Source organism: Pseudomonas sp. THAF187a, from assembly GCF_009363395.1.
GTDB classification, from domain to species: Bacteria; Pseudomonadota; Gammaproteobacteria; order Pseudomonadales; family Pseudomonadaceae; genus Aquipseudomonas; species Aquipseudomonas khazarica.
This window is the reverse complement of the sequence record NZ_CP045349.1, coordinates 464,540-489,211: the sequence shown is the minus strand read 5'-3', so window position 1 is coordinate 489,211 and position 24,672 is coordinate 464,540. Positions and strand designations below refer to the sequence as shown.

Sequence of the window (24,672 nt, the reverse complement as noted above, 5' to 3'; positions counted from 1 at the left end):
CGGATCAGGCCTTGGCGCACGCCTCCAGCTGTAACGGCATGCAGTGTTCGAGCAGCCCCATTTCGATGGAGTAGCGGATCAGCTCGGTGTCGCGCTCCAGCCCCAGCTTCTGCATGGCGGTAGTCTTCTGCGTACTGATGGTTTTCTTGCTGCGATGCAGGCGCTCGGCGATCTCGTTGACCTTCAGCCCCGAAACGAACAGGCGCACCACTTCCAGTTCGCGCGGGCTCAGCACACCGAAGCCGGCCCTGCGTGGGCTGTTGTTCATCAGCGTGGCGATGCGCGGTGACAGGTAGCGCCCCTTGGCCATCGCCCCCTGGATGGCCGGCAGCAGATGGCTGAGTGGGTCGCGCTTGCTGAGGATGCAGGAAATACCCGACGAAGCCAGTGCATGGAGGATGCTCGGATTCTCCTGCATGGTCAGCACCACGATATTGAGGTTGGGATACTTGCGCCGGATCAGCTGGAACAGGCTCAACCCACCGCTGTGCCCGGCGGCGGGGAGGATATAACCCGACAGCAGCACATCGAAGTCCTGGTCATGGCCTTCGAGCCGCTCCAACAAACGCGCCGGCCCCTGCACCGAGTCCACGATGGAAACACCGGGGCTGGCAAACAGCGCCTGCCTTATACCGGCACAGACAACAGGATGGTCGTCCGCGACCAGCAAGCGAATCATTTCATTGTTCATTGTATAAACCCTATCTCTGATGACAGTCCCTGTCGCAGGCTTGCCCCGTATGCCTCAGCAGGCGGCCGGAGCACCCAGCACGCACAAACATGACGCAGCAGAAGCCGATAGCAACGCACGCTGTGGCATTGACAGCGCCACCCAATGATAATGACTTGCAAATACATTCTTTGATCTTGTGACGTTATCTCAGAATTGCCCGCCCTCCCCTGGCGACGCGCCAGTGCTGGCCGCTCACAGATAAGTCAATGTCAAGGTCACCGAGGCAAGCACTGCACCGGCACCCACCTGTGTAGAGGCCTGGTAGTAACGCACCCGGTAAGGCAGGGTGTTCAGGCCGCGAGTCAACCCCGCCAGCTGCTTGGGCTGACCGAGCTCCACTGGCGCATTGGTCGTGCCGTCGAGTAACTGCAAGCCCACCCCCGTTGCCGCAGCACCCGACGTCAGCGCAAGCACTCCGGGAGCGTTGGAGCTGTGTGGCGTTCCGTCCATGCGCAGCCGGACGACACCGTTCACGACGTTCTCACACTGCAGAACGATGTCGAATGACTGCTCACCTTGCGTCGAACCCACCCCGGAAAAGCGGTTGCGGGACACAGGCGCCAGCGTAACGGTCTGATCAGGATTGCCGAAGAGGCGACATGATGAGGGAGGAGGCGCAATCCAGGCGGACTGGATGTTGACTTGCAGGTAGCGGTTATAACCAGCGGTGCGCAAGCTCGCATAGTTGCCAGGCGTAATCATGCCGGCACCAAGCGTAGTGCTGGTCGCCACCAGTTCGAGCTTGAGCTCTCTCCAGCCTTGCGCCGTCAACATCCCGGTGAACAGGAAAGGAATAGGCTGCTGCCATTCGCTTCCGGCATAGAGTCCCTCCGGTTGCAGGCTGACTCGATAACCGACCCCCTGGACGTGGGTCCGGTATACGCCGGGCAACATTGTGCTCGAACTCTCGGCGACGAAGGTCCCTGAGGCGTAACCCTTGCCCAGCAGGCATCTCAATAGATAGAACGGGGACCTGACCGGCTGTCTCGACTCCGCGAGAACTTGACCGATCTGGAGCGGTCCTGCAGGCACCGTGATCGGCGTGGGGAAGTTGAAGGCATAGACACCCTGGTCGAAACCGCGCTCCCATAGACAGGTTGCATGGGCAAGTGGCGCAACACTTACGAGCGCCGTCAGCCATAGCAAGCGAAAAAGAGAGTGTGTAAACAGCGGCGCGATCATCGGCAGGTCTCCTTCAAGTTTCTGATCGGCGTCTGCAGCGTCTCCTGCGACACGCGGTAGGCCACGGTACAGCTCGCAGCCCCGGCGCCCCAGCTCACGCTCAGCTCACCCGCAGGTGCGGCCCCCGCGACATAGGCCAACCCCTCGGGGCCAACCAGGCCCAGCTCCTGACCACTGGTGTCTGCAATCCGCGCCCCAAAGGGCAAGGGTTCTCCCTGTGCATCGCTCAACTGCAGCATCAACCGGTAGCCACTGCGGGCCTCGAACGGCGCCAGCACCACGGCGCCACGGGTCGGCACTACCTCCTGGACGGCCGTCAGCACCTCGACATTCCCCCCCAGCCCGTTCAACGACAGCGCCAGGCGGTTGCTGCGGTAGGGCGTCAGGCTCGGGACGACCGCATAGCCGCTCCCGTCTGTGCGCACGCCCACCTGGGACTGCAGCGCCAGACCCTCGGCATCAGGTACCCGCACCAGCGCTATAGTCTCCCCCAGCGGTTGAGACAATGTGAGGCCATCGGCATGCGCGACCATCCCACCGGACAATCCCAGGTTGGTCTGTTCATAACCCTCGCCTTGGCTGTGCCCCAGATCGACCCGCCCATAGCGCCCCCGGTAACCCAGGTTGAGGCTACCCCTGGAGCCTTGTTCGTCGGAACGATCGACGGTCACGCCGTAGTCGAGGTTGCGGTCATCGAGGGTATTGCCGAAGAGACTGGCCTGCTGATACAAGCGCTGGTCACTACCACGAGACACCGAGTACATACCCGAGGCGCCGGAAGAACCCAGCGGTATGCTCAAAGACAGCATCAACTGGCGCTCTGGAGCAGCGAACGGCGTGCGGTACTGGTTGTAGTAGAGGTTGTAGCTGAGCTGCCGGTAGCTACCGGAAACCCCCAGTTGCACGAAACGCTCCTGGCCGCCGCTGCCCCAGTAACGCTGCTGCCGTGCTGAGAAGAACAATACCCCCCAACGCCCCATAGACTGCGACAGGTCGACCTGCAGTTCGCTGCGCCGGTCGAGGAACGGCAGCTCATTGCTCTCCAGCGCCTGCATCTGCACCGCCTCGGGAAAGCTGCGAAAGCCAGGGGTCGAATAGCGGTAACCGGCCACGCGAAAAGTCGTGTCCGTACGTTCCAGCGTCTTGGCGTAGAGCAGCCGTAGCGACTGTCCGGAGAGGTGCCCCTGGTCACTACGCGTGCGAGCGTCCGACAGGTCAAGGGACAGCGCCCCGAAACCCAGCATGTTCTTGCCCACCCCCAGCAGCCCCGCCTGGTAGCCCTGCCCTAGCAGCACACCACCATACAACGAGAAGTCACCAGACAACCCACGCGCCAGGGTGCCCTGAAAGAAGTAGGGGCGCAGCCGTTCATCCTCATAGCCGGTACGGTACTCACCAGCACTCAGTTCATAGCGCCAGCGCCCCTCGCGCAACAGTGTCGGCACCGAAGAGAACGCCTGCGTATAGCGAACCTGGCGGCCGTCGGCCTCCAGAATGGTGACCTCCAGATCGCCACCGTTGGCAGCCGGATAGAGGTCGTCCAAAGTGAACTGCCCAGGTGCGACGTAGGTGCTGTAGATGATGAAGCCATTCTGTCGTACGACCACACGCGCGTTGCTCTGCGCCACGCCGCGGACAGTCGGGGCGTAGGCGCGCAGGCTATCCGGCAGCATCGCCTCGTCCGAGCTGAGCTGTACACCGCGAAACTGAAAGCCGTCGAACAACTCTCCCAGGGTGTTACCGTCGCCCACCAGCAACTGGCCACCCAGCGCCTGGATATCCCGCTGGGCATAAGTGCGCCCGTCCTGCCAGCTGCGCTGACCGAGACGATCACGGTTATAGGTGAATTGCTGACGCAGGCGCCAACTGCCCAGATTGAGCCCACCATGCAGACGGCCGAACAGCGTGTTGCTCGATCCGCCCCCTGCACGCCCCTCATCATTGCGCGCCAGACTCAACTGGTAATCGAACAGGGCCGCGTTCATCCCCTGGTCCCAAAGGCGGGGATCGATCGTCCCCCGCGCCTTGCGCGACAGCGCCGCCTGCGGAATGCTCAAACGCAGACGCTGCGCAGCCGCATCGTAATCGACCCGGGCCTCGGCAAGCTGCGCCTCCAGATCGATACAGGTTTCCTGCGGCGTCGTACTCACGGCAGGTAAGGCCGCCAGGTTCAAGCCCCACTCACCCAACTGCTCGGCACTCAGGCAAGGCCGGGCGTCGCTCCCTGCCTCACGCTCGACGAAGCGGACCGTGAATCGTCCCAGCAGGACATCGTTGCGCAGCACATCGACTCGGTACTCACCCGCCAGCACCCGGCTACCGAAGGCGAACATCGACAGGTCAACATCCGCCGGACCACCGCCCAGCTCAAGAAACGCTTCATTGAACACCGTGGCAACGGGCTCAGCAGCATGGACGAGCACTGCACCCAACAACGCCCAGGCACACAAGCAACGGCCCAAGGGGCCCTGCCGAACCGCGCGCACCTCAGAAGGCTCGGTTTTTTGAACTGATCGAGGAGCGAGGATCGATCCGCACCGGCTCACGCTCCAAGGGCACTTCGACGCGCTCCTTTTCCGAAAGGCCGCCATAGTCATTGATGACGGCGAATTCCACGCTGACGGCCTGTGGCGCGCGAATCGACGTCAGCGGGTACTCGCGCATCTGATAGGGAGGGACCATGTCCGGCGCGATGTTCTCCGTACCAGGGCGGACCCGCATCACACCGAAGGTCACATGATACGGCGTGGGATTTTCCACACGCAGCACCGCGCCACCGTCGCGATCAGCCAGCACGGACCACTTCAGCTCCTTGCGCGCCTCCTCGGCACGATTACCGCCAAGTGCTGCAGGACGATAGAACAGCTTGATCCGCGTGCGGATAGCCAGTTGCAGCACGTTATCCTGCTGCACCTTCTCCGGAATCTCCTTGACGTTGATCCAGAACACCGACTCGCGATCTTGCGGCAGGTCATCCAGTACCCGCATCACACGCAACATGTTCTCGACATTCGGATCAATACGGGACAACGGCGGCACCAGCAGGAACGGCGTCTTGGTATGCCCCTCTCCATCGTCCACCCAGGCCTGCACCACGTAGGGACGGTCACCCTCGTTCTTGATCGCGAGCGCGGCCTCGTGATTGCTCTCCAGAAAGATCAGCCGTGTGGCGCCCAGTTGCACGGCCGCATCAGCCGACGCGCAAAACAGCATGAGCACAGCAGCCCGCAACGATCTACAGACGACCAAGCCATTGAGAGAAAACATACGTCCTCCCGAACGGTAGCGCGCGACAGCCGGTCAGTGAAAAAGCCCACGCGCAACAAAACTCCGGCGCCTGGCGACGCCGGAGATAGCAGAGTTTTTATTGGTAGCTCACCGTGAACTGGGCCATCGCATTGGCAGCCCCCGGCCGAACCTGAGTGCTTGTGGAAACATAGGCCGCCTGGAACTGCAGCTCGTTATCACCCTGACGTAGCTGGAAGTTCTGTGAGGCCGCTCCAGGGTTTACAACCTGCCGCCCTCCGCCAGTTGAAATCTGAATACCGACACCCGTCGCACCTCCAGTGACCGCCAGCAGGGTAGCGTTGGCCGGATCAGCCGTTGCGGCGAAGGTCACACGTGCCGTCTTGGCCACAACGCCACAGCCCGTCAGCTTGATGGTGAAGTCAACGAGCGGAGAGCGAGTACCGACGCCGCCAGCAGCCAATACGGAGTTGGAAATCTGGCCTAGATCTACGGTCTGATTCGCGTCCCCACCCATGATCGAGCAAGGCGCGTCGATGATCGACCCACTGAAGTTAACCGTACCATCCTTGGCAAGTACTCCCTGGGCAGTTACACCCAAAGCCAACGCAAGAGCAGCTTTGAGCGTGGTAAGAGCGTTCATAACTTCCTCCACTTATGCAGTCACAAACCAACAACTATTGTAATAAGACATATTTTCCCACAGCCGATAAATAGTCCCAGAACGCTCAAAACCAGAACATAGGAATAGGCCCAAAATAACAATAGGATTTAACTTATTTTGAGGAAGCCAATAGGACCACCCCTATGACGAACGATGCCCACTGACAATTCATGCCACAACGACTTCCATTGAAAGCGCAAGTACGACAAGCCAACCCAAGAAGAAAAAACAATATTGTTTCGAGCAGTTTATCCGCATGAACCGCACATAAGAATTGCGGCACATATGCCAAGGGTGAAGTGGTTTTCAGCGAATAGACAAGACAGGCGAAGAATCAATGCCGAACGCACTCAGAGCGGCTCAACCCGCTCAAGGCGATAGCCGTAGCCATAGATAGAGGCCAAGCACCAGCCGTATTCGGGCGACAGCTTCAGTTTGCTGCGCAGGCGGTAGATCATGGTGTCCAGAGGGCGCGAAGAGTAGCGCTCGCCCTGCGGCCAGAAACGGTCATAGAGATACGAGCGCGACAGCGAGCGACCGAGGTTTTCCATCAGGCAACGCGCCACGTAGTACTCCCGCTCGGTCAGCAACGTAGCACTGCAGTCACGTGTCACGGTGCGCCCGGCGTCATCGAACAGCAGGTCGAAGTAGACATGAAAGCGGCGGACCTGGCCCTCAGCGGCCTGGATACGGCGGCGATTCACCACCAGAATGCGTGCGTGCAGTTCGTATTCGCTGAACGGCTTGTGGATGAAGTCCTCGGCGCCAGCGTTAATGGCCTTGACGATGTCTCCCTCTGAACTGCCGCCAGTCAGCACAATGACCGGAGGTGGTACCTCAAGGTGCTCCTGCACCCAGCACAACAAGGCGTAGCCGCTCATGCCCGATAGGTACCAGTCGATGATCAGCAGGTCGAAGTTCTCGCGCTTGAGGCGCCGCAGCAGGTCTTCTCCCGAACTGAAGCCGTGCACCGTCCAGTCGAAACCACTCGCCCTGGAATAGCTACTGATAACCTTCAATGCCCGATCCAGACAGATCTCTTCATCATCCAAGACAGCTATCCTCATGGACGCCCCCTATTATTCTTAAAACAGCGCCACTCACCTTATCGCCAGGGCGTACTCGGATTCACCCTAGAACCTGAGATAGTGTTACAAGCAGGCACCGAACAATATCACTACCGTATTATTAAATCGCATTTAATTGACTTATAGGCAACAGCCTATCGACCTATAGGTTTTGCCTTAGCTATTAGTCCTAGCTCCTGCCATGAACTTCCGAAACAAGAGCAGCACCCACCCCCATCTATAACCGGGAACAACAAGTACCTGTAGCTACCCGTGCCATATACCACCGGGACGAACTCACAGTAACCCGCTGACAGGTTACGACGGCAGTCGAACAAGTGCAGAGCAAACTTTGGCCAGAAAAGACCGGAATGCCCAAATGATCGAAAAGAAACTACGCATTCTGCTTATCAGCGAGAAACCTGCGACAGCCCGGGGCCTGGAACATGCACTGAACCGGCTGGGCTACTTTCGCGTGACCACCATCGACTCGCTGGTCGATGCCCTGCCGTTGGCCGACTCCATCAAGCAGCGCTTCGATCTGATCCTGATTGCCCCGCACATCCGCCGCAACGGCAAGGCTCGGCAGCTCGAGCAGGCCCTGAGCGGCAATCGACTGGTCGACCACCTGGCAGTCGAAACGCCTCCCGTCGTCAGCTTCGTCTCGATCATCACCGGCATTCGCGAACTGCAGTGCCTGATCAACCGCTGCCAGCCTGCCTACGCGGACTGAGCAGCACGCCAGGCAAGGCGACGGCGCCATTTTCTTCAGCGAAACATGATCCGCGATGCGGCAGCGGGGCCGATAAGCCCTACAATCGGCCAACCGAACGCCTCCCCCGACTCGACATCGACCATGGACAAGACCCTATTACTGCAACAGGTGCTCACTCACCTGCAGGCTGATCTGGAGCAGGCTCACCAGGCGGCGCTGAGCGCCCACGAAACGGCTACCCATGAAGAGAATGTCGCCGAGAACAAGTACGACACCCTGGGCCTCGAAGCAGCCTATCTCGCCAGTGGCCAGGCTCGCCGTGTCGAGGAGCTGCGTCAGACGCTGATCACCTGGCGTCAGTTGCGCCTGCGACCCTTCGACGAGAACCAGGGCGTCGAACTGGGGGCACTGGTCCAGCTGCTCGATGCGCATGACCAGGTGCGCTGGCTGTTTCTCGGCCCCCAGGGCGCCAGCATGAAGCTGCAGCATGCCGGCCAGACGATTCAGGTGCTCGGCAGCGCCGCGCCACTGGGCCGTGCCTTGCTGGGCAAGGTTCCGGGCGACCAGATCAGCGTACCGATGGCCGGCGCGGCACAGGATTTCGAGGTGCTGAGCGTCGAGTGACGGGGAACTATCTGGGCTAGGGTTGGTAGAGAACCTTATAGCCACCACCGTCCGGGAGCTCAGCATGGAACCGCCTGTTCACGACCTGTCTTCGCTGTTCAAACAACTCGGTCTGGCCGACGACAGCGCCAGCATCGACGCCTTCATCAGGACCCACGCGCCACTCCCCGCTGAGCGCAAGCTGGCGGACGCCTCGTTCTGGACCCCGGCACAGGCGGCCTTCCTGCGCGAGGAGATCCTCGAAGACGCCGACTGGGCAGAGGTAGTCGATCAGTTGAACGTGCGCCTGCGCGGCTGACGCATGAACTAGGCGCCGCTCATCTCGCGCCAGGTCAGGTACATGCGCAGGTCGAACTCGATCTGCGCGTAGCCGGGCAGCATGTAGTCGCAGAGTTTGTAGAAGGCCTTGTTGTGCTCGGCCTCCTTCAGATGCGCCAGCTCATGCACCACGATCATCTGCAGGAAGACTGGTGCGGCATCGCGAAACAGCGAGGCCACGCGGATTTCCTTCTTGGCCTTGAGCTTGCCGCCCTGCACCCGCGAGATCGCCGTATGCAGCCCCAGCGCGCGATGGGTGAGATCGAGGCGATTGTCATAGAGCACCTTGTCGATGCCGGGCGCGTTCTTCAGGTGCTCCTGCTTCAGCGCCATCACATAACCGTAGAGCGCCTTGTCGCTCTGCACGTCATGGCGTCCGGGATAACGCTGCGCCAGGTAGCCGCCCAGGCGGTCATCGGCGATCAGCTGGCGGACCTGCTGCTGCAACTCGACCGGATAACCCTGTAGATACTTCAATGATGCCGCCCCACACATGACTGGAGCACCAGTGTAACGGATGCCCGCCTATTCGCTCGGCAGTACGCGCAGTATCCGCCCCTGTGGGTTGTCGGTCAGCAAGTAGAGCGCCCCGTCGGGCCCGCTGCGGACATCGCGGATACGCTCGCCCAGTTCCTCGAACAGCACCTCCTCGCCAGCCAGCATGCCATCGCGCAGGCGGATGCGCCGTACGCTGCGCTCGGCCAGGGTCGAGGCGAACAGGTCTCCCTGCCAGTCGGGAAACAACTCACCGCGGTAGAGCATCAGGCTCGATGGCGCGACCGAGGGCGTCCAGTGCAGCAGCGGTGCGACCAGCCCCGGCAGCTCGGTGTAGGGGCTGACCCTGGCGCCGGTGTAGTCGACACCGAAGGTCGCCAGCGGCCAGCCGTAGTTGCCGCCCGGCTCGATCAGATTGAGCTCGTCGCCGCCGCGAGGACCGTGCTCGTGACTGTACAGGCGCCCCTGCTCGGCGTCGAAGAAGATGCCCTGCACATTGCGATGGCCCAGGCTGTAGATCTCCGGCGCCGCACCCTGCTGCCCGAGCAACGGATTGTCCTGCGGCACACTGCCGTCACGGTTCAGGCGCACGATCTTGCCGAGGTGGTTGGCGGGATTCTGCGCCTGTTCACGCCAGTCGAAACCATCACCGAGGGTCAGCACCAGCGTCTTGTCCGCCAGGAAGGCGATGCGCCCGCCATAGTGCGCGGCGCCCGCCTTGAGCGGCTGGGCGGTAAACAGCACCTCGAGATCCTGCAACTCGCCATCCACCAGGCGCGCACGTATCAGGCGCGTGTTGTTGGCCTCCAGCGAACCCTGGGCGTGGGTCAGGTAAAGCCAGCGGTTGTCGCTGTAGTCCGGATCCAGCGCCACCTCCATCAAGCCGGCCTGGGCGGCGATGAACCCCTCGGGCACGCCCGCTACCGGCTCGGGGTCGAGCCGGCCATCGGCCTCGACGATACGGAGGCGGCCGACGCGCTCGGTGACCAGCAGGCGGCCATCCGGCAGGAACGCCATCGACCAGGGGTGCTCCAGCCCTTGGCTGAAGGTTTCGATGCGGTAATCGTGCGCGGCCAGCGGTGCGCTGGCGAACAAGGCGCCGAGCGCCAGCACGCGGAAGGTGTTCAACATGGGCAGCGCCTTGTCACTGAGTATCGGAGGTAGTCGGCTGCGTCCGGTAGCGCACCCGCCGGCCCAGCAGGCCGAACAGCAACGCACCGGCACTGCCGCAGGCCATCAGGGCCAGGGTTCCCAGGGGATGGCGATCAGCGGCGATCAGCGTCGGCATGGGCGCCAGCGTGTTGGCCAGGGCCAGCGCCAGCCAGATCGCAGTGGCGCCTGCCACGACGAGAATGGCCCAGCGCAACGATGGCAGGCGCCGCGCCAGCCAGAGCGAAAGCGGCAGGGCGACGACAAAACCCAGCCCTGCCAGCAGTGCGAAAGTGGGGGCAAAACCGAGCAGATCCAGACAGGTGGTGCCGAGGCGCACATCGAGCGGCACGGGCGCCCCCAGCGCTTGCAGGGCCGCGAGATTGCTCTGCGTCTGAAAGATCGAGGCAAAGGCGCTGGTCAGCAGCACGGCGAGGACGAAAGCGAGCAGCAGGCGCGGCATGAACGAGGTTTCCGGAACGGCAGTGCCCGAATTATGGCGTAGGCCGCCCGTTGCATCGGCCTGGGTGTTTTACAGGGTTTTACCTGATGCGCCCGACTGGATGGCGAGACCTGTCGCCATCCAGAGGCAACCATATATTGACGCCAATTAATCGACGAGCGGCACTCACGCTACAGACAGGGGTGCCGCTATAGATCGCGCCGCAAGCGCAGCCCGCGCACACGGCAGGCAGAGCTGCCACCTTCTAGCTCGCGTGTCACCCGCTGGAACGCCAAGTAACGCGTTACTGACTCCTGGACGAGATGTGCACCCGACTGAAGTTCCCATCATCAAGGAGCTTTGAGCATGATCGAACTCGCCGTGTGGAACCTCAGCATTCCTGTCGGGGTTCCCGCCACCACCATCGATACGCCGGTCCTCGCCGGTGGTTATCAGGACCACTATTTCCAGTCCCGCGATGGCGCGATCTTCTTCTGGTCACCGGTCAACGGCACCACCACCATCAGTGCCAAGTATCCGCGTAGCGAACTGCGCGAGACGCACGCCGATGGCAGCGTGCGCAACTGGACCTATCCGGGGGCGGAGCATTTCCTGCGCGCGGCGCTGAGCGTCAGCCAGGTGCCCTCGACCGGCAAGATCGTCATCGGCCAGATCCACGCTTACAAGAGCTCGATGCCGATGCTCAAGCTGGAGTACCAGTACAAGGCCTGGGCAGGTAGCGGCAACATCGTGGCGAAAGTGCGCATGACACCGGACGCCGAGATCCAGGTCGTGACCATCGCCAGCGGCATCGTCCTGGGCCAGCCCTTTCACTACACCCTCAACCTGAAGGCGGACGGCACGCTGGCGATCCGCCTCGACCAGATCGACTGGAGCACGCGGGTCGACCCCAGCTGGGCCACCAAGCCGTTGTACTTCAAGGCCGGTGTCTACACCCAGGACAACACCGGCTACGAGACGGAGGCGGGGGCCGCGCGTTTCGACCAGCTGAGCATCGAGCACCGCGCACTCGGCAGCAACACGCCCTGAGCGACGAACGCCAGGCAATAAAAAGCCGCGACGCTTGCGCGGTCGCGGCTTTCGGCTGAACGTGATGGGCTAATGCCCGTCGCCGATCAGTTGACCTTGGCGTTCAGCTCGCCACTGGCGTAGCGCTGGAACATGCCTTCCAGGGAGACCGGCTTGATCTTGGAGGCATTGCCAGCGGTGCCGAAGGCTTCGTAGCGGGCGATGCAGATATCACGCATGGCGACGATGGTCTTGGCGAAGAACTTGCGCGGGTCGAACTCGCTCGGGTGCTCGGCCATCATGCGGCGCATGGCACCGGTGGAGGCCAGACGCAGGTCGGTGTCGATGTTGACCTTGCGCACGCCGTGCTTGATGCCCTCGACGATTTCCTCGACCGGCACACCGTAGGTTTCCTTGATGTCGCCGCCGAATTCGTTGATCACCTTCAGCCATTCCTGCGGAACGGACGAGGAACCGTGCATCACCAGGTGGGTGTTGGGGATGCGCTTGTGGATTTCCTTGATGCGCTCGATCGACAGCACGTCACCGGTTGGCGGCTTGGTGAACTTGTAGGCGCCGTGGCTGGTACCGATGGCGATGGCCAGGGCGTCGACCTGAGTCTTCTTGACGAAGTCGGCGGCCTCTTCCGGGTCGGTCAGCAGCTGGCTGTGATCCAGCACGCCTTCGGCGCCAACGCCGTCTTCTTCACCCGCCATGCCGGTTTCCAGGCTGCCCAGGCAACCCAGCTCACCTTCCACGGACACACCGCAGGCGTGGGCGAATGCCACGGTCTGCTGGGTCACGCGGACGTTGTACTCGTAGTCGGCCGGCGTCTTGCCGTCTTCTTTCAGCGAGCCGTCCATCATCACCGAGGAGAAGCCCAGCTGGATCGAGCGCTGGCAGACGTCAGGGCTGGTGCCGTGATCCTGGTGCATGCACACCGGGATGTGCGGGAACTCTTCGATGGCAGCCAGGATCAGGTGGCGCAGGAACGGCGCACCGGCGTATTTGCGGGCACCAGCGGACGCCTGGACGATGACCGGCGAATCGGTCTTGTCGGCGGCTTCCATGATGGCGCGCATCTGCTCGAGGTTGTTGACGTTGAAGGCCGGCACGCCGTAGCCGAATTCGGCGGCGTGGTCGAGCATCTGGCGCATGCTGATAAGTGCCATCTTTTGAAGCTCCCGATATGGGTTTGTTTAAGTGTACAAGCCTGCCGCAGGGGCAGGCTCGGTTCAAGCTTGGAACATAGCCAAAAGCTACGAGCCTCTAGCTGCAAGAAAACCTGGGCAGAGCATCGCCTTGACTTGCGGCTCGAAGCTCGCCGCTGCTTTATTGCGCCCTGCAGCCGCGCCCGATCAGGTCGTCGTTCGCGGTCCAGTAGACCAGGCCTTCCTCGCCCTTGGTGTGGAAGGACAGGCGCCCATCGCTGTAGAGCGCGCCGGATGCCGCCGGCTCCTGGGTCAGGCGATGAACGATGTCACCACCGCCCAGGCGCACGTCCACCTGATCGAAACTGCCATTGGCGAAACGCCACAGCACCACGGCCTGGCTATCGCAGACCCAGCGATTCCACTGATCCGGCGCCGCCGGCTGGCTGTTGCACGCCGCGAGCAGCAAGGTGATGGCGGCGAATCCCGCCAGTCTGATTGCGATCATTGCTCTCCCTCGTCAGCAACGCTGTTCCGCTGCCGGACCTGTAGGCCGGCCACTGTTCTCTTCGATTCGCTGGTCATCCTGGGTCGTCGGCGTCTCGATCTGCGCGGGGCTGAACACCTCGCACGCAGTTTCCCGACCACCGCCGGCACAACCTGCCAGCAAAATACCGATGACACCCAGGGCGGCTAACTTGTCCATGGCATGACTCCTTGTTCGAGGGTACTGCTTGTACAGACCGCCCGATCACGCCAGGGTTTTATCCGCCAGGGCAAAGAGTGACTTCCTTCACCCTGGCACGCTGTTACTTCGCGCGCTGTTACTTCGCGCGCTGCTCCAGGACCTCGACGGCCGGCAGGACCTTGCCCTCGACGAACTCGAGGAAGGCGCCACCACCAGTAGAAATGTAGGAGATTTTCTCGGCCACGCCGTACTTGTCGATAGCCGCCAGGGTGTCACCACCACCGGCGATGGAGAACGCTGCGCTGTCGGCGATGGCCAGGGCCAGGGCCTTGGTGCCGTTACCGAACTGGTCGAACTCGAACACGCCGACCGGGCCGTTCCACAGGATGGTCTGCGAAGCCTTGAGCATCTCGGCGAACTGCGCGGCGGTCTGCGGACCGATGTCGAGGATCATGTCGTCCTCGCTCACGTCGGCGACGGCCTTGACCGTGGCCTCGGCATCTTCGGCGAAGGCCTTGGCCACCACCACGTCGACCGGCAGCGGCACGCTGACCTTGGCGGCGATGGCCTTGGCGGTGTCGACCAGGTCGGCCTCGTACAGCGACTTGCCCACTGGCAGGCCTGCAGCGGCGAGGAAGGTGTTGGCGATGCCGCCGCCGACGATCAGCGAGTCGCAGATATCGGCCAGGGAGTTGAGCACGTCCAGCTTGGTCGACACCTTGGAACCGGCGACGATGGCCAGCATCGGGCGGGCCGGCTTGTCCAGGGCCTTGCCCAGGGCGTCCAGCTCGGCCGCCAGCAGCGGGCCGGCACAGGCGACCTTGGCGAACTTGGCCACGCCATGGGTCGAGCCCTGGGCGCGGTGGGCGGTGCCGAAGGCATCCATCACGAACACGTCGCACAGGGCCGCGTACTGCTGGGCCAGTTCGTCGGCGTTCTTCTTCTCGCCCTTGTTGAAACGCACGTTCTCCAGCAGCACCAGTTCGCCAGCCTTGACCTCGACACCGCCGAGGTAGTCCTTGACCAGCGGCACGTCGCGGCCGAGCGCCTTGCTCAGGTAGGCCGCTACCGGTGCCAGGCTGTCTTCTTCGCTGTAGACGCCCTCTTCCGGACGGCCCAGGTGCGAGCAGACCAGCACGGCCGCGCCTTTTTCCAGCGCCAGCTTGATGGTCGGCAGGGAAGCGAGGATGCGCGCGTCGCTCTTGACCACGCCATCCTTCACCGGGACGTTGAGGTCTTCGCGGATCAGCACGCGCTTACCGGCGAGGTCGAGGTCGGTCATCTTCAGAACGGTCATGGCATCAGTCCTTCACGGGGGCTGGTTGTACAGAGGAGGTGGATACAGCAAGAAAATGTTCGGCGACATCGAGCATGCGGTTGGCGAAACCCCACTCGTTGTCGAACCAGGCCAGCAGGTTGACCAGACGCGGGCCGGACACGCGGGTCTGGCTGCCGTCGACGATGGCCGAATGCGGGTCATGGTTGAAGTCGCAGCTGGCATGCGGCAGCTCGGTATACGCCAGCAGTCCCTTGAGCGGGCCGCTTTCCGCCGCCTGGCGCAGCACGCGGTTGATTTCCTCGGCGGAGGTGTCGCGCGCGGTCTGCAGGGTGATGTCGAGACAGGACACGTTGACCGTCGGCACACGGATGGCCTTGGCCTGGATGCGCCCGGCCAGCTCCGGCAGCAGACGCTCGATACCGCGCGCCAGGCCGGTGGACACCGGGATCACCGACTGGAAGGCCGAGCGCGTGCGGCGCAGGTCTTCGTGGTGGTAGGCATCGATAACGGGCTGATCGTTCATCGCCGAGTGGATGGTGGTAATGGAGACGTACTCCAGACCCACCACCTCGTCGAGAAGTTTCAGCAGCGGCACGCCGCAGTTGGTGGTGCAGGACGCATTGGACACCAGGCGCTCGCTGCCATCGAGGCCATCCTGGTTGACCCCGTAGACGATGGTGGCGTCGATATCCGCCTCGCCGGCCATCGGCTGCGACAGCAGCACGCGCGGCGCACCGGCAGCGATGAAACGCTGCGCCTCGCTGCGGGTGACGTACTGCCCGGAGCACTCCAGCAGCAGGTCGATATCCAGCGCGGCCCAGTCGATCGCTTCCGGCTCGCTCTGGCGCAACACCTTCACGCAATCGCCGTTGATGTGCAGGCAGTCGCCGTCGACCTTCACCTCACCCGGGAAACGCCCATGAGTGGAGTCGAAACGGGTCAGGTACTCGATGCTGGCCTGATCGGCCAGGTCATTGAGGGCGACGATTTCCAGGCTCGCCCCATCGCCGCGCTCATGCAGCGCGCGCAGCACGCAGCGACCGATGCGGCCGTAGCCGTTGAGGGCGACGCGAAAAGGGCGATTGGACATGGGCGATCTCGATAACGTGGCGACTCCCTCTGCCATTCACTGGAGAGGGCCGAGGAGAGAGCGACAACGCGACCCTCTCCCCTCAGCCCCCCGCATGCGGCGGAGGGAAGTCAGCGGTTCAGGCGTCGAGCAGCTCTTCAGCCGTGGCAACGACGTTGTCGACGGTGAAGCCGAACTCTTCGAACAGGGCGGCAGCCGGCGCCGACTCACCGAAGGTGGTCATGCCGATGATGCGGCCTTCCAGGCCCACGTACTTGTACCAGTAGTCGGCATGCGAGGCCTCGATGGCGATACGCGCCCCCACCTCGACCGGCAGCACGGACTGCTTGTAGGCAGCATCCTGCTGGTCGAACACGCTGGTCGACGGCATCGACACCACGCGCACCTTGCGGCCCTTCTCTTCGAGCTTGGCGGCAGCCTGCATGGCCAGACCGACTTCCGAGCCGGTGGCAACGAGGATCAGTTCCGGCTCGCCAGCGCTGTCCTTGAGCACGTAGCCGCCGCGCGCGACGTCGGCCAGCTGCTGGGCATCACGCGCCTGGTGCGGCAGGTTCTGGCGACTGAACACCAGGGCACTTGGGCCGTCGGCGCGTTCGATGGCGTGTTTCCAGGCCACGGCGGACTCGACCGCATCGGCCGGGCGCCAGGTGTCGAGGTTCGGCGTGCCACGCAGGCTGGCCAGCTGCTCGATCGGCTGGTGGGTCGGGCCGTCTTCACCAAGACCGATGGAGTCGTGGGTGAACACGTACAGCACGCGCTGCTTCATCAGTGCGGACATGCGCACGGCGTTGCGGGCGTATTCCATGAAGATCAGGAAGGTCGCGCCATAGGGCACGAAGCCGCCGTGCAGGGCGACACCGTTCATGATCGCGCTCATGCCGAACTCGCGCACGCCATAGAACATGTAGTTGCCGGAAGCGTCCTCGGCGGACACGCCCTTGCAGCCCTTCCACAGGGTCAGGTTGGAGCCGGCCAGGTCAGCCGAGCCACCGAGGAATTCCGGCAGCAGCGGGCCGAAGGCATTCAGTGCATTCTGGCTGGCCTTGCGGCTGGCGATGGTCTCGCCCTTCTCGGCCACTTCACGCACATAGGCGGCGGCCTTCTCGGCGAAGTCGGCCGGCAGCTCGCCAGCGATGCGGCGCTTGAACTCGGCAGCCAGCTCGGGGAAGGCGGCGGCGTAGGCGGCGAACTTCTCGTTCCAGGCGGCTTCGGCGGCGGCACCGGCGGCCTTGGCGTCCCACTCGGCGTAGATCTCGGCCGGCACTTCGAACGGGCCGTGGTTCCAGCCCAGGTTGGCGCGGGTCAGGGCGATTTCGTCATTGCCCAGCGGCGCACCGTGGCACTCTTCCTTGCCGCCCTTGTTCGGCGAACCGAAACCGATGGTGGTCTTGCAGCAGATCAGGGTCGGCTGGTCCACGCTCTTGCGCGCGGTCTCGATGGCCATCTTGATCTCTTCGGCGTCGTGACCGTCGACATTGCGGATCACCTGCCAGCCATAGGCCTCGAAACGCTTCGGCGTGTCGTCGGTGAACCAGCCTTCGACCTCACCGTCGATGGAGATGCCGTTGTCGTCATAGAACGCGACCAGCTTGCCCAGACCGAGGGTGCCGGCCAGCGAGCAGACTTCATGGCTGATGCCTTCCATCATGCAGCCGTCGCCGAGGAACACATAGGTGTTGTGGTCGACGATGGTGTGACCGTCACGGTTGAACTGCGCGCCCAGCACTTTCTCGGCGATGGCAAAGCCGACGGCGTTGGCGATGCCCTGGCCGAGCGGGCCGGTGGTGGTTTCCACACCTGGGGTGTAGCCGTATTCCGGGTGGCCCGGAGTGCGGCTGTGCAGCTGACGGAAGTTCTTCAGATCGTCGATCGACAGGTCGTAGCCGGTCAGGTGCAGCAGCGAGTAGATCAGCATCGAACCATGGCCGTTGGACAGCACGAAGCGGTCACGATCGGCGAAGTTCGGGTTCTGCGGGTTGTGCTTCAGAAAGTCGCGCCACAGCACTTCGGCGATATCCGCCATGCCCATGGGGGCACCGGGGTGGCCGCTGTTGGCTTTCTGCACGGCATCCATGCTGAGGGCACGAATGGCATTGGCTCGCTCACGACGGCTGGGCATCGCTGAATCTCCTGCGGGGGGCTGTTCACGGAAAAAGGCGGCTATTTTCGCCCAGCCGCACCCCGCGGGGCAATGACAGATGGTCGTAGATCCGTCGACTCAGCCGACGCGTTCGCTGAGAACCCCCACCGCAGGGCTGCCCGGCCCACCCAGGCAAGGCGCCTGGAACAGCTCGCCATGCCAGACGCCGGCCAGTGTGCGACTGAATACCAGGCACCACACGCCCAGCAACTGCAGGGCCAGCACCACACCGGCGAAGCTGAAGAAGGCCAGGCCCGTCAGCGCCTGCAGCTCGAAGGTGGCCAGGGCGAACACCCCCAGCGGGAAGGTGAACCCCCACCAGCCGAGATTGAACGGCATGTTGTCGCGAATGTAGTGACGGGTGAAGAGCGTGGCGATCACCAGCCACCACAGACCCGCGCCCCACAACGCCAGGCCGCCGACCAGGCCGAGGTCACGCGCCAGCTCCGCGGCGCCGGCCAGGGGCGTGCCGGCGAACGCCAGCGGCGCCGCCTGCCCCATGCTGAGCAGGCCCAGGCAGCCGGTGGCCAGCGGGCCCAGCGGTAACCAGCTGGTGGCAGCGAAGTCGGTATCCGGCAGTTTGTGCAGCGCCAGGCGCAGCAGCACCAGCGTGATCAGCGAGAAGGCCAGCGACAGCGACATCCCCCAGAGCACGAAGCCGGCCGCCAGCAGTTGCTGCGCGGCGGCGGCGGAAAGATGTGGGGCCAGGGCGCCCGCCGCGCTGGCCGCCACCTCGGGTGCGACGATCGGTAGCAGCCAGACTGCGGTGAGTTTCTCCAGCGCATGATGCTGACGGGTGAACATGAGATAGGGCACAAGCAGCGCACCGAGCAATGCCAGCGCCGCGTCCAGCCACCACAACGCATGCGCCAGCGCATAGACGCCCTCGCCCCAGCGCGGCACGCCGAACAGCAGCAGCCCCTTGATCAGCACCGCCATGCCCATGGGGATGGCGCCGAGAAACATCGACTGCACCGGATGCAGCAGCATGGGCCAGAGCGTGTCGCGGAACAGCGCCAGACGCAGCAGGAACAACAGGCTGAAGAGGACGAACAGGCCGACGGCGAAAAACCACAGCCCCTCCGCCAGCATGACCAGGCCCGGCAGATGCCAGGGCAGATGGGCGAGCACCAGCGCCAGAACGCCGGTGCCCATGGTCATGGCGAACCAGTTGGGCGTGAAGTGACGAATGAAGGCGAGCGGTTCGGGTAAACGACTGAAAGGGCGCGACATGAATCGGGCGGTCCCGTGACATGAGTGACGCCGACAAGGTTAAGAACCAGCTTGCCATATGAAAAATACATATTCAGCATCCGTGACATACCCTTAATGCATGGATATGCCATGAACCTCCACCATCTCAAGGTGTTCCTCGCCGTCGCCGAAGCCGGCAGCATCAGCGCGGGCGCCGAGCGTCTGCACATCAGCCAGCCAGCGGTCACCCGCGAGATACGCGACCTCGAAGCCAGCCTCGACCTGCGCCTGTTCGACCGCCAGCCACGCGGCGTGCAACTGACCGAGGGGGGCCGGCGCCTGCTCGACTATGCCCAGCGCATCTTCAATCTGGAGCGCGCCGCAGAGCGCGACCTGCGCGACTTCGCCCAGCTCGGCCAGGGCGAACTGAACCTGGGCGCCAGCGCCACGCTCGGCTCCTACCTGCTGCCATCGCTGATCAGCCGCTTCCGCACCCTGCACCCGCAGATCTTCGTCAGCCTGGAGGTGAGCAACACGGACGTGGTGACCCGTCAGCTGGACGAGGGCCTGGTCAGCCTGGGTTTCGTCGAAGGGCCGTTCGTCCGCAGCGACTACGCCCACCGGCTGCTGGCGCGCGACGCCCTGCTGCCAGTCGTGGCGCCACATCACCCACTGGCCAGCAGCGGTCGACTGGCCGCACGCATGCTGCAGCGCTACCCGCTGTACATGCGCGAACCCGGCTCCGGCGCGCGGGTCAGCATCGAGCAGGCCTATCGCGCCCATGGCCTGGAGCCCGAGGCCAGCATGGCCATCGGCAGCACCGAGGCCCTGAAGCGCCTGCTCGCCGACGGCCAGGGCATCGCCTGGCTGTCGCAGCGCATCGTCGAGCGCGAGTTGGCCAGCGGCGAATTGCGCCACCTCCAGGTGCAGGACCTGCAGATCGAGCGCGACCTGCACGTACTCTGGCGCCAGGGCGCCAGCCTGAGCCCGGCACCCGCGGCCTTCCTGGCCTTGAGCGGCGCCACGGAGCAACCGGACAGCAATATCAAAATATTTTGATATTGCTGTTGCTGTATGAAAAATGACCGACTAGACTGCGCCACCATGACCCTGCGCGCATCCCAGCTGGAATTCGACCCCTGCGACGAGCTCGCCGCCCTGTGCAAGGCCGGCGGCGATCCGTTGCGCCTGAACGTGCTGCGCGCGCTGAGCAACGATTCGTTCGGCGTGCTGGAGCTGGCGCAGATCTTCGCCATGGGCCAGTCGGGCATGAGTCATCACCTCAAGGTACTGGCCCAGGCCGGCCTGGTGGCCACCCGCCGCGAAGGCAACGCGATCTTCTATCGCCGTGCGCTGCCCAACGGGCGTCTGCACGCCGCACTGCTGGAAGATATCGACGAACTGCCCGTGCCGACCGACCGACAGGCGCGGATTGCCGCGGTACACCAGCAGCGCGCCACTGTCAGCCGCGACTTCTTCGCGCGCATGGCCAGCAACTTCCAGGCCCAGCAGGACCTGATCGCCGGCCTGCCGCAGTACCGCGACAGCCTGCTGGCTCTGCTCGACAGCCTGCACTTCGCCCCCGGCGCCACGGCAATGGAAATCGGCCCGGGCGACGGCGCCTTCCTGCCCGAGCTGGCGCGCCGTTTCGCCCAGGTCATGGCGCTGGACAACAGCCCGGCCATGCTCGAGCTGGCGAGCCAGCGCTGCGCCAGCGCGGGGCTGGACAACGTCGAGCTGACACTCGGCGATGCCCTGCAGAGCGAGCATGGAGCAGCCGACTGCGTGGTGCTCAACATGGTGCTGCACCACTTCGCCACCCCGGCCGAGGCTTTCCGCCAGCTGGCACGGCACGTAAAACCCGGCGGCAGCCTGCTGATCAGCGAGCTGTGCAGCCACGACCAGAGCTGGGCCCGCGAGGCCTGCGGCGATCTCTGGCTAGGCTTCGAGCAGGAGGATCTGTCGCGCTGGGCCAGCGCCGCCGGTCTGCTGCCCGGCGAGAGCCTGTACATCGGCCTGAAAAACGGCTTTCAGATTCAGTTACGCCACTTCGCCCAGCCTCTTGAGCGAGTGGCCTTCAGTTACGGCACAAAAGGAACCCACCCATGAGCGAATACTCCCTGTTCACCTCCGAGTCCGTGTCCGAAGGACATCCGGACAAGATCGCCGACCAGATCTCCGATGCCGTGCTCGACGCCATCATCACCCAGGACAAGCACGCCCGCGTGGCCGTGGAAACCCTGGTCAAGACCGGTGTCGCCATCGTCGCCGGCGAAGTGACCACCAGCGCTTGGGTCGACCTCGAGCAGATCGTCCGTGACGTGATCAACGGCATCGGCTACACCAGCAGCGAAGTTGGCTTCGACGGCTCCACCTGCGGCGTGCTCAACATCATCGGCAAGCAGTCGGTGGACATCGCCCAGGGCGTCGACCGCTCCAAGCCGGAAGACCAGGGTGCCGGCGACCAGGGCCTGATGTTCGGCTACGCCAGCAACGAGACCGATGTGCTGATGCCGGCGCCGATCCGCTTCTCCCACGCGCTGGTCGAGCGCCAGGCCGAAGCCCGCAAGTCCGGCCTGCTGCCGTGGCTGCGCCCAGATGCCAAGTCCCAGGTCACCTGCCAGTACGAGAACGGCAAGGTCGTCGGCATCGACGCCGTGGTGCTGTCCACCCAGCACAACCCGGACGTGTCGCTGAAGGACCTGCGCGAAGCGGTGATGGAGCTGATCATCAAGCACAGCCTGCCGGCTGAGCTGCTGCACAAGGACACCCAGTTCCACATCAACCCGACCGGCAACTTCGTCATCGGCGGCCCGGTGGGCGACTGCGGCCTGACCGGGCGCAAGATCATCGTCGACAGCTACGGCGGCATGGCCCGTCACGGCGGCGGCGCCTTCTCCGGCAAGGACCCGTCCAAGGTCGATCGTTCGGCTGCCTACGCCGGCCGCTACGTGGCCAAGAACATCGTCGCCGCCGGCCTCGCCGACCGCTGCGAGATCCAGGTGTCCTACGCCATCGGCGTGGCCCAGCCGACCTCCATCTCGATCAACACCTTCGGCACCCACAAGATCGCCGAAGACAAGATCATCCAGCTGGTGCGCGAGGTGTTCGACCTGCGTCCGTACGCCATCACCAAGATGCTCGACCTGCTCCACCCGATGTACCAGGCCACCGCGGCCTACGGCCACTTCGGCCGCAACCCGGAACAGAAGACCGTGGGCGACGACAGCTTCACCACCTTCACCTGGGAGCGTACCGACAAGGTCGAGGCACTGCGCGCCTCTGCCGGCCTGTAACCAGCGTCTGAAGAAAAGCCCCGCCAGCCTCGGCTGTGCGGGGCTTTTTCGTTCCTGACCCGGGCAAATCTCGGGGCGCCACAGGATAGACGCTCAGCCCAGGCCCTTGCCCCCGAGGAGTCTCCTCGCCCCCTCGCTTCGCGAGACAGGCCCAGCGCCGGCCTGCCGATTCGGAAGAAACCTGCGGATCACTGACCCTGATCAAGGGAGCGGCTCAGCGTCGCGAACCTCATGAGCCATTGGCGGTCACTTCGAGAGAGAGACTCACGAGGAAAGACCATGATTCGCCAAGCCACCGTTCTCGGCCTGATGCTGGTCGCCGGACTGAACGTCACCCCCATCCTGGCCGCCAAACCCGACGGCGACTGCGCCGCCAAGCACCAGGTCATCCAGGAGAAGATCGAAGCCGCCCGCCAGAAAGGCCACTCACACGAGCTGCAGGGCCTGCAGCGCGCGCTGGGCAAGGTCGAGGCGCACTGCGATGACGCCGCGCTGCGCCAGGAGCGCCTGGCCGATGTGAAGGACGCGCGCCAGGAGGTCGAGGAGCGCGAGATGGATCTGCGCGACGCGATGGGCAAGGGCGACCAGGAGAAGATCAGCAAGCGTCAGGCCAAGCTGGCCGAAGCCCGCGCCGAACTGGAACAGGCCGAAGCCGAAGCCCGTTCGCCTCAGTAGGCGCGAAACGCCTTGTGGCACGCTTCGCAGCTGTCCTCTACCGCCTGCACGGCTGGCTCGAGCTCGGAACGGCGCAACGGCGGTGCGCTGGTTGCCTGGACCAGCGCCGCGGTGGTCTGCTCCAGGTCACGGGCCATCTTCTGGAACTGCTCCTGGCGCTCCCAGACCTCGGGGTTGGCCTTGCTGCGCTCGTCATCCCGCACCTGCGGGAAATGCTGCCAGGGCTCACGCGACAGGCGGTCCAGCTCGGCAGCTCCCGTGATGAAGCCTGCCTCATCGTAGGGAATACGGCCCCGCAGCATGCCCCCCAGGTCCTCGCTGACCTTGAGCATTTCCTTGAACAGGGCCTGACGCTTGCCCAGTGGCGAGTTGGGATCGACACCACCACAGGCGGCCAGAGTCAGGCACACACAAGTGAGCAGGAGGAGTTTCTTCGGGGTCATCGACACAACTTCCGGACAACGAGGGGGCGCCAGTATCGCGACTCATCTCGACCTGGCCAAGCGACCTCTTGTCACAAGCCCTGTCTTTCCTACGCACCTGTCAGCCGCTGTTCAGCCAGCAGAGACCATGAACAGCGCCGCGATCAGCCCCATACCGGAGAACCATACCAGCGAGCGCAGAGGACCCCAGCCGGCCAGATAGCAGATGAAATACAGCGCGCGACTGACAATGAACGCCACCGCCAGCTGGTCGAGCAGTGCCTGCTCGGCGCCCCCCGCCTGATGGGCAATGATCACCGCCGCCGCGAACGCCGGCGTAACTTCGAAACCGTTGAGCTGGGCGCTGTTGGCACGCTTGCGCCAGCCCTCCAGGGTCCCGAGGAAAGCACGCGGATCCTGGTTGGCGCGCGGCCCATATCCAGGACCGAGGAACTTGGCGGTAGCGGTGCCCAGATAAGGCATGAAGATGGCGATCAGTACGCACCAGTAGGCAAGAGTCATGGCGTGGTTTCACTGCTGATAGAGGAAAAACCAGCCTGAGCGAATGCACCTGCCGCGTCCATGACTGCGACAGCCTGTGATGCCGGCAGGTCGGCCAATTCTGCGGCCGTCCACGCCAGCGCGAATCAGTCCTGGAAACGGTCCCGGGCGTAGGTGATCTCGGTCTTGCCGTGCGGCGCGGGCAGACCATCCTCGCCGAGGTTGACGAATACCAGCTTGTCGATGGTGAGGATGCTCTTGTGGGTGATCTTGTTGCGCACCTCGCAACGCAGAGTGATCGAGGTGCGGCCGAACTCGCTGGCGGTGATGCCCAGTTCGATGATGTCGCTCTGGCGCGCCGAGCTGACGAAGTTGATCTCGGAAATGAACTTGGTGACCACGCGCTGGTTGTCGAGCTGGACGATGGCGTAGATGGCCGCCTCCTCGTCGATCCACTTCAGCAGGCTGCCGCCGAACAGGGTGCCATTGGGGTTGAGATCCTCAGGCTTGATCCACTTGCGGGTATGGAAATTCATGCATGGTTCTCCTTGCCAGGTTGGGCGACCATCATG

27 protein-coding genes are annotated in these 24,672 nt (G+C 63.6%); 8 read left to right on the top strand and 19 right to left on the bottom strand.

Going from position 1 to position 24,672, the window contains the following annotated elements:
• Positions 1–4 precede the first annotated feature (4 nt).
• The 6 genes from FIV02_RS02310 to FIV02_RS02285 all read right to left on the bottom strand — a co-directional run bounded on the left by FIV02_RS02310 (position 5) and on the right by FIV02_RS02285 (position 6,892).
• Positions 5–679 carry a response regulator transcription factor gene (locus tag FIV02_RS02310; protein ID WP_218571697.1) on the bottom strand — a complete coding sequence of 225 codons (675 nt, stop codon included), beginning with the start codon at positions 677–679 and terminating at the stop codon, positions 5–7.
• A 246-nt stretch (positions 680–925) separates the two neighbouring features.
• Positions 926–1,915 (bottom strand): fimbrial protein, encoded by a 990-nt coding sequence (locus tag FIV02_RS02305; RefSeq protein WP_152487674.1) that lies wholly within the window; start codon positions 1,913–1,915, stop codon positions 926–928.
• Positions 1,912–4,338, bottom strand: a complete 2,427-nt coding sequence (locus tag FIV02_RS02300; RefSeq protein WP_172979122.1) for a fimbria/pilus outer membrane usher protein — start codon at positions 4,336–4,338, stop codon at positions 1,912–1,914. The genes FIV02_RS02305 and FIV02_RS02300 overlap by 4 nt, the downstream gene beginning before the upstream one ends.
• 64 nt (positions 4,339–4,402) lie before the next feature.
• The gene (locus FIV02_RS02295) at positions 4,403–5,182 is read right to left on the bottom strand and encodes a molecular chaperone (RefSeq protein ID WP_152487672.1); all 780 of its coding nucleotides are present in this window, start codon (positions 5,180–5,182) and stop codon (positions 4,403–4,405) included.
• Between the two features lie 97 nt (positions 5,183–5,279).
• Positions 5,280–5,804, bottom strand: a complete 525-nt coding sequence (locus FIV02_RS02290) for a fimbrial protein (RefSeq protein WP_152487671.1) — start codon at positions 5,802–5,804, stop codon at positions 5,280–5,282.
• A gap of 371 nt (positions 5,805–6,175) precedes the next feature.
• The gene (locus tag FIV02_RS02285) at positions 6,176–6,892 is read right to left on the bottom strand and encodes a response regulator transcription factor (RefSeq protein ID WP_152487670.1); all 717 of its coding nucleotides are present in this window, start codon (positions 6,890–6,892) and stop codon (positions 6,176–6,178) included.
• Positions 6,893–7,271: 379 nt separating this feature from the next.
• Between FIV02_RS02285 and FIV02_RS02280 the strand changes: the two genes are divergently transcribed.
• The 3 genes from FIV02_RS02280 to FIV02_RS02270 all read left to right on the top strand — a co-directional run bounded on the left by FIV02_RS02280 (position 7,272) and on the right by FIV02_RS02270 (position 8,529).
• Positions 7,272–7,625, top strand: coding sequence for a response regulator transcription factor (locus tag FIV02_RS02280; RefSeq protein ID WP_152487669.1), 354 nt, complete (start codon positions 7,272–7,274; stop codon positions 7,623–7,625).
• A 123-nt stretch (positions 7,626–7,748) separates the two neighbouring features.
• Complete coding sequence (locus tag FIV02_RS02275; protein ID WP_152487668.1) at positions 7,749–8,231, top strand: GreA/GreB family elongation factor; 483 nt, start codon at positions 7,749–7,751, stop codon at positions 8,229–8,231.
• 64 nt (positions 8,232–8,295) lie between these two features.
• Entirely contained in the window at positions 8,296–8,529 is a 234-nt protein-coding gene (locus FIV02_RS02270; RefSeq protein WP_152487667.1) for a DUF2789 domain-containing protein, read from the top strand.
• Positions 8,530–8,537: 8 nt separating this feature from the next.
• Here FIV02_RS02270 and FIV02_RS02265 read toward each other — a convergent pair whose 3' ends face one another.
• From FIV02_RS02265 to FIV02_RS02255, 3 genes are read right to left on the bottom strand one after another with little or no spacing between them, the layout of a single operon-like run.
• A complete protein-coding gene (locus tag FIV02_RS02265; RefSeq protein WP_172979121.1) occupies positions 8,538–9,044 on the bottom strand; it encodes a YgjP-like metallopeptidase domain-containing protein in 507 nt (168 codons plus the stop codon).
• Positions 9,045–9,074: 30 nt separating this feature from the next.
• Positions 9,075–10,175: a PQQ-dependent sugar dehydrogenase gene (locus FIV02_RS02260; protein WP_152487665.1), complete on the bottom strand. Its 1,101-nt coding sequence runs from the start codon at positions 10,173–10,175 to the stop codon at positions 9,075–9,077.
• Between the two features lie 13 nt (positions 10,176–10,188).
• Positions 10,189–10,656 carry a hypothetical protein gene (locus FIV02_RS02255; protein WP_134676160.1) on the bottom strand — a complete coding sequence of 156 codons (468 nt, stop codon included), beginning with the start codon at positions 10,654–10,656 and terminating at the stop codon, positions 10,189–10,191.
• A 345-nt stretch (positions 10,657–11,001) separates the two neighbouring features.
• Between FIV02_RS02255 and FIV02_RS02250 the strand changes: the two genes are divergently transcribed.
• The gene (locus FIV02_RS02250) at positions 11,002–11,685 is read left to right on the top strand and encodes a polysaccharide lyase family 7 protein (protein ID WP_037050069.1); all 684 of its coding nucleotides are present in this window, start codon (positions 11,002–11,004) and stop codon (positions 11,683–11,685) included.
• A gap of 86 nt (positions 11,686–11,771) precedes the next feature.
• Here the strand turns inward: FIV02_RS02250 and fba are convergent, their stop codons facing one another.
• The 7 genes from fba to FIV02_RS02215 form a co-directional block, all read right to left on the bottom strand.
• Positions 11,772–12,836, bottom strand: a complete 1,065-nt coding sequence (fba, locus tag FIV02_RS02245) for a class II fructose-bisphosphate aldolase (RefSeq protein ID WP_037050072.1) — start codon at positions 12,834–12,836, stop codon at positions 11,772–11,774.
• A 160-nt stretch (positions 12,837–12,996) separates the two neighbouring features.
• Positions 12,997–13,323 carry an MliC family protein gene (locus FIV02_RS02240; RefSeq protein WP_152487664.1) on the bottom strand — a complete coding sequence of 109 codons (327 nt, stop codon included), beginning with the start codon at positions 13,321–13,323 and terminating at the stop codon, positions 12,997–12,999.
• 12 nt (positions 13,324–13,335) lie between these two features.
• Positions 13,336–13,521, bottom strand: a complete 186-nt coding sequence (locus FIV02_RS02235) for a hypothetical protein (protein ID WP_047586104.1) — start codon at positions 13,519–13,521, stop codon at positions 13,336–13,338.
• A 118-nt stretch (positions 13,522–13,639) separates the two neighbouring features.
• A complete protein-coding gene (locus FIV02_RS02230) occupies positions 13,640–14,800 on the bottom strand; it encodes a phosphoglycerate kinase (RefSeq protein WP_152487663.1) in 1,161 nt (386 codons plus the stop codon).
• A gap of 4 nt (positions 14,801–14,804) precedes the next feature.
• On the bottom strand, positions 14,805–15,872 hold the full coding sequence (gene epd / locus FIV02_RS02225; RefSeq protein ID WP_037050082.1) for an erythrose-4-phosphate dehydrogenase: 1,068 nt from the start codon (positions 15,870–15,872) through the stop codon (positions 14,805–14,807).
• Between the two features lie 118 nt (positions 15,873–15,990).
• Positions 15,991–17,991 (bottom strand): transketolase, encoded by a 2,001-nt coding sequence (gene tkt / locus FIV02_RS02220; RefSeq protein WP_037050084.1) that lies wholly within the window; start codon positions 17,989–17,991, stop codon positions 15,991–15,993.
• Positions 17,992–18,090: 99 nt separating this feature from the next.
• Positions 18,091–19,245 carry a TDT family transporter gene (locus tag FIV02_RS02215; protein ID WP_134676163.1) on the bottom strand — a complete coding sequence of 385 codons (1,155 nt, stop codon included), beginning with the start codon at positions 19,243–19,245 and terminating at the stop codon, positions 18,091–18,093.
• A gap of 111 nt (positions 19,246–19,356) precedes the next feature.
• Between FIV02_RS02215 and FIV02_RS02210 the strand changes: the two genes are divergently transcribed.
• The 4 genes from FIV02_RS02210 (at position 19,357) to FIV02_RS02195 (ending at position 23,177) form a co-directional block, all read left to right on the top strand.
• The gene (locus FIV02_RS02210; protein ID WP_152487662.1) at positions 19,357–20,265 is read left to right on the top strand and encodes a LysR family transcriptional regulator; all 909 of its coding nucleotides are present in this window, start codon (positions 19,357–19,359) and stop codon (positions 20,263–20,265) included.
• A gap of 45 nt (positions 20,266–20,310) precedes the next feature.
• Positions 20,311–21,315 carry a metalloregulator ArsR/SmtB family transcription factor gene (locus FIV02_RS02205; protein ID WP_152487661.1) on the top strand — a complete coding sequence of 335 codons (1,005 nt, stop codon included), beginning with the start codon at positions 20,311–20,313 and terminating at the stop codon, positions 21,313–21,315.
• Positions 21,312–22,502, top strand: a complete 1,191-nt coding sequence (gene metK, locus FIV02_RS02200) for a methionine adenosyltransferase (RefSeq protein WP_152487660.1) — start codon at positions 21,312–21,314, stop codon at positions 22,500–22,502. Before FIV02_RS02205 ends, metK begins: the two co-directional genes overlap by 4 nt.
• Before the next feature lie 279 nt (positions 22,503–22,781).
• Positions 22,782–23,177 carry a DUF1090 domain-containing protein gene (locus FIV02_RS02195; RefSeq protein WP_152487659.1) on the top strand — a complete coding sequence of 132 codons (396 nt, stop codon included), beginning with the start codon at positions 22,782–22,784 and terminating at the stop codon, positions 23,175–23,177.
• Here the strand turns inward: FIV02_RS02195 and FIV02_RS02190 are convergent.
• The 3 genes from FIV02_RS02190 to FIV02_RS02180 all read right to left on the bottom strand — a co-directional run bounded on the left by FIV02_RS02190 (position 23,171) and on the right by FIV02_RS02180 (position 24,636).
• Entirely contained in the window at positions 23,171–23,620 is a 450-nt protein-coding gene (locus FIV02_RS02190; RefSeq protein WP_152487658.1) for a cytochrome c, read from the bottom strand. The genes FIV02_RS02195 and FIV02_RS02190 overlap by 7 nt on opposite strands.
• Positions 23,621–23,731: 111 nt before the next feature.
• Positions 23,732–24,121: an MAPEG family protein gene (locus tag FIV02_RS02185; RefSeq protein ID WP_152487657.1), complete on the bottom strand. Its 390-nt coding sequence runs from the start codon at positions 24,119–24,121 to the stop codon at positions 23,732–23,734.
• A gap of 125 nt (positions 24,122–24,246) precedes the next feature.
• Positions 24,247–24,636: an acyl-CoA thioesterase gene (locus tag FIV02_RS02180; protein ID WP_152487656.1), complete on the bottom strand. Its 390-nt coding sequence runs from the start codon at positions 24,634–24,636 to the stop codon at positions 24,247–24,249.
• Positions 24,637–24,672: the final 36 nt, after the last annotated feature.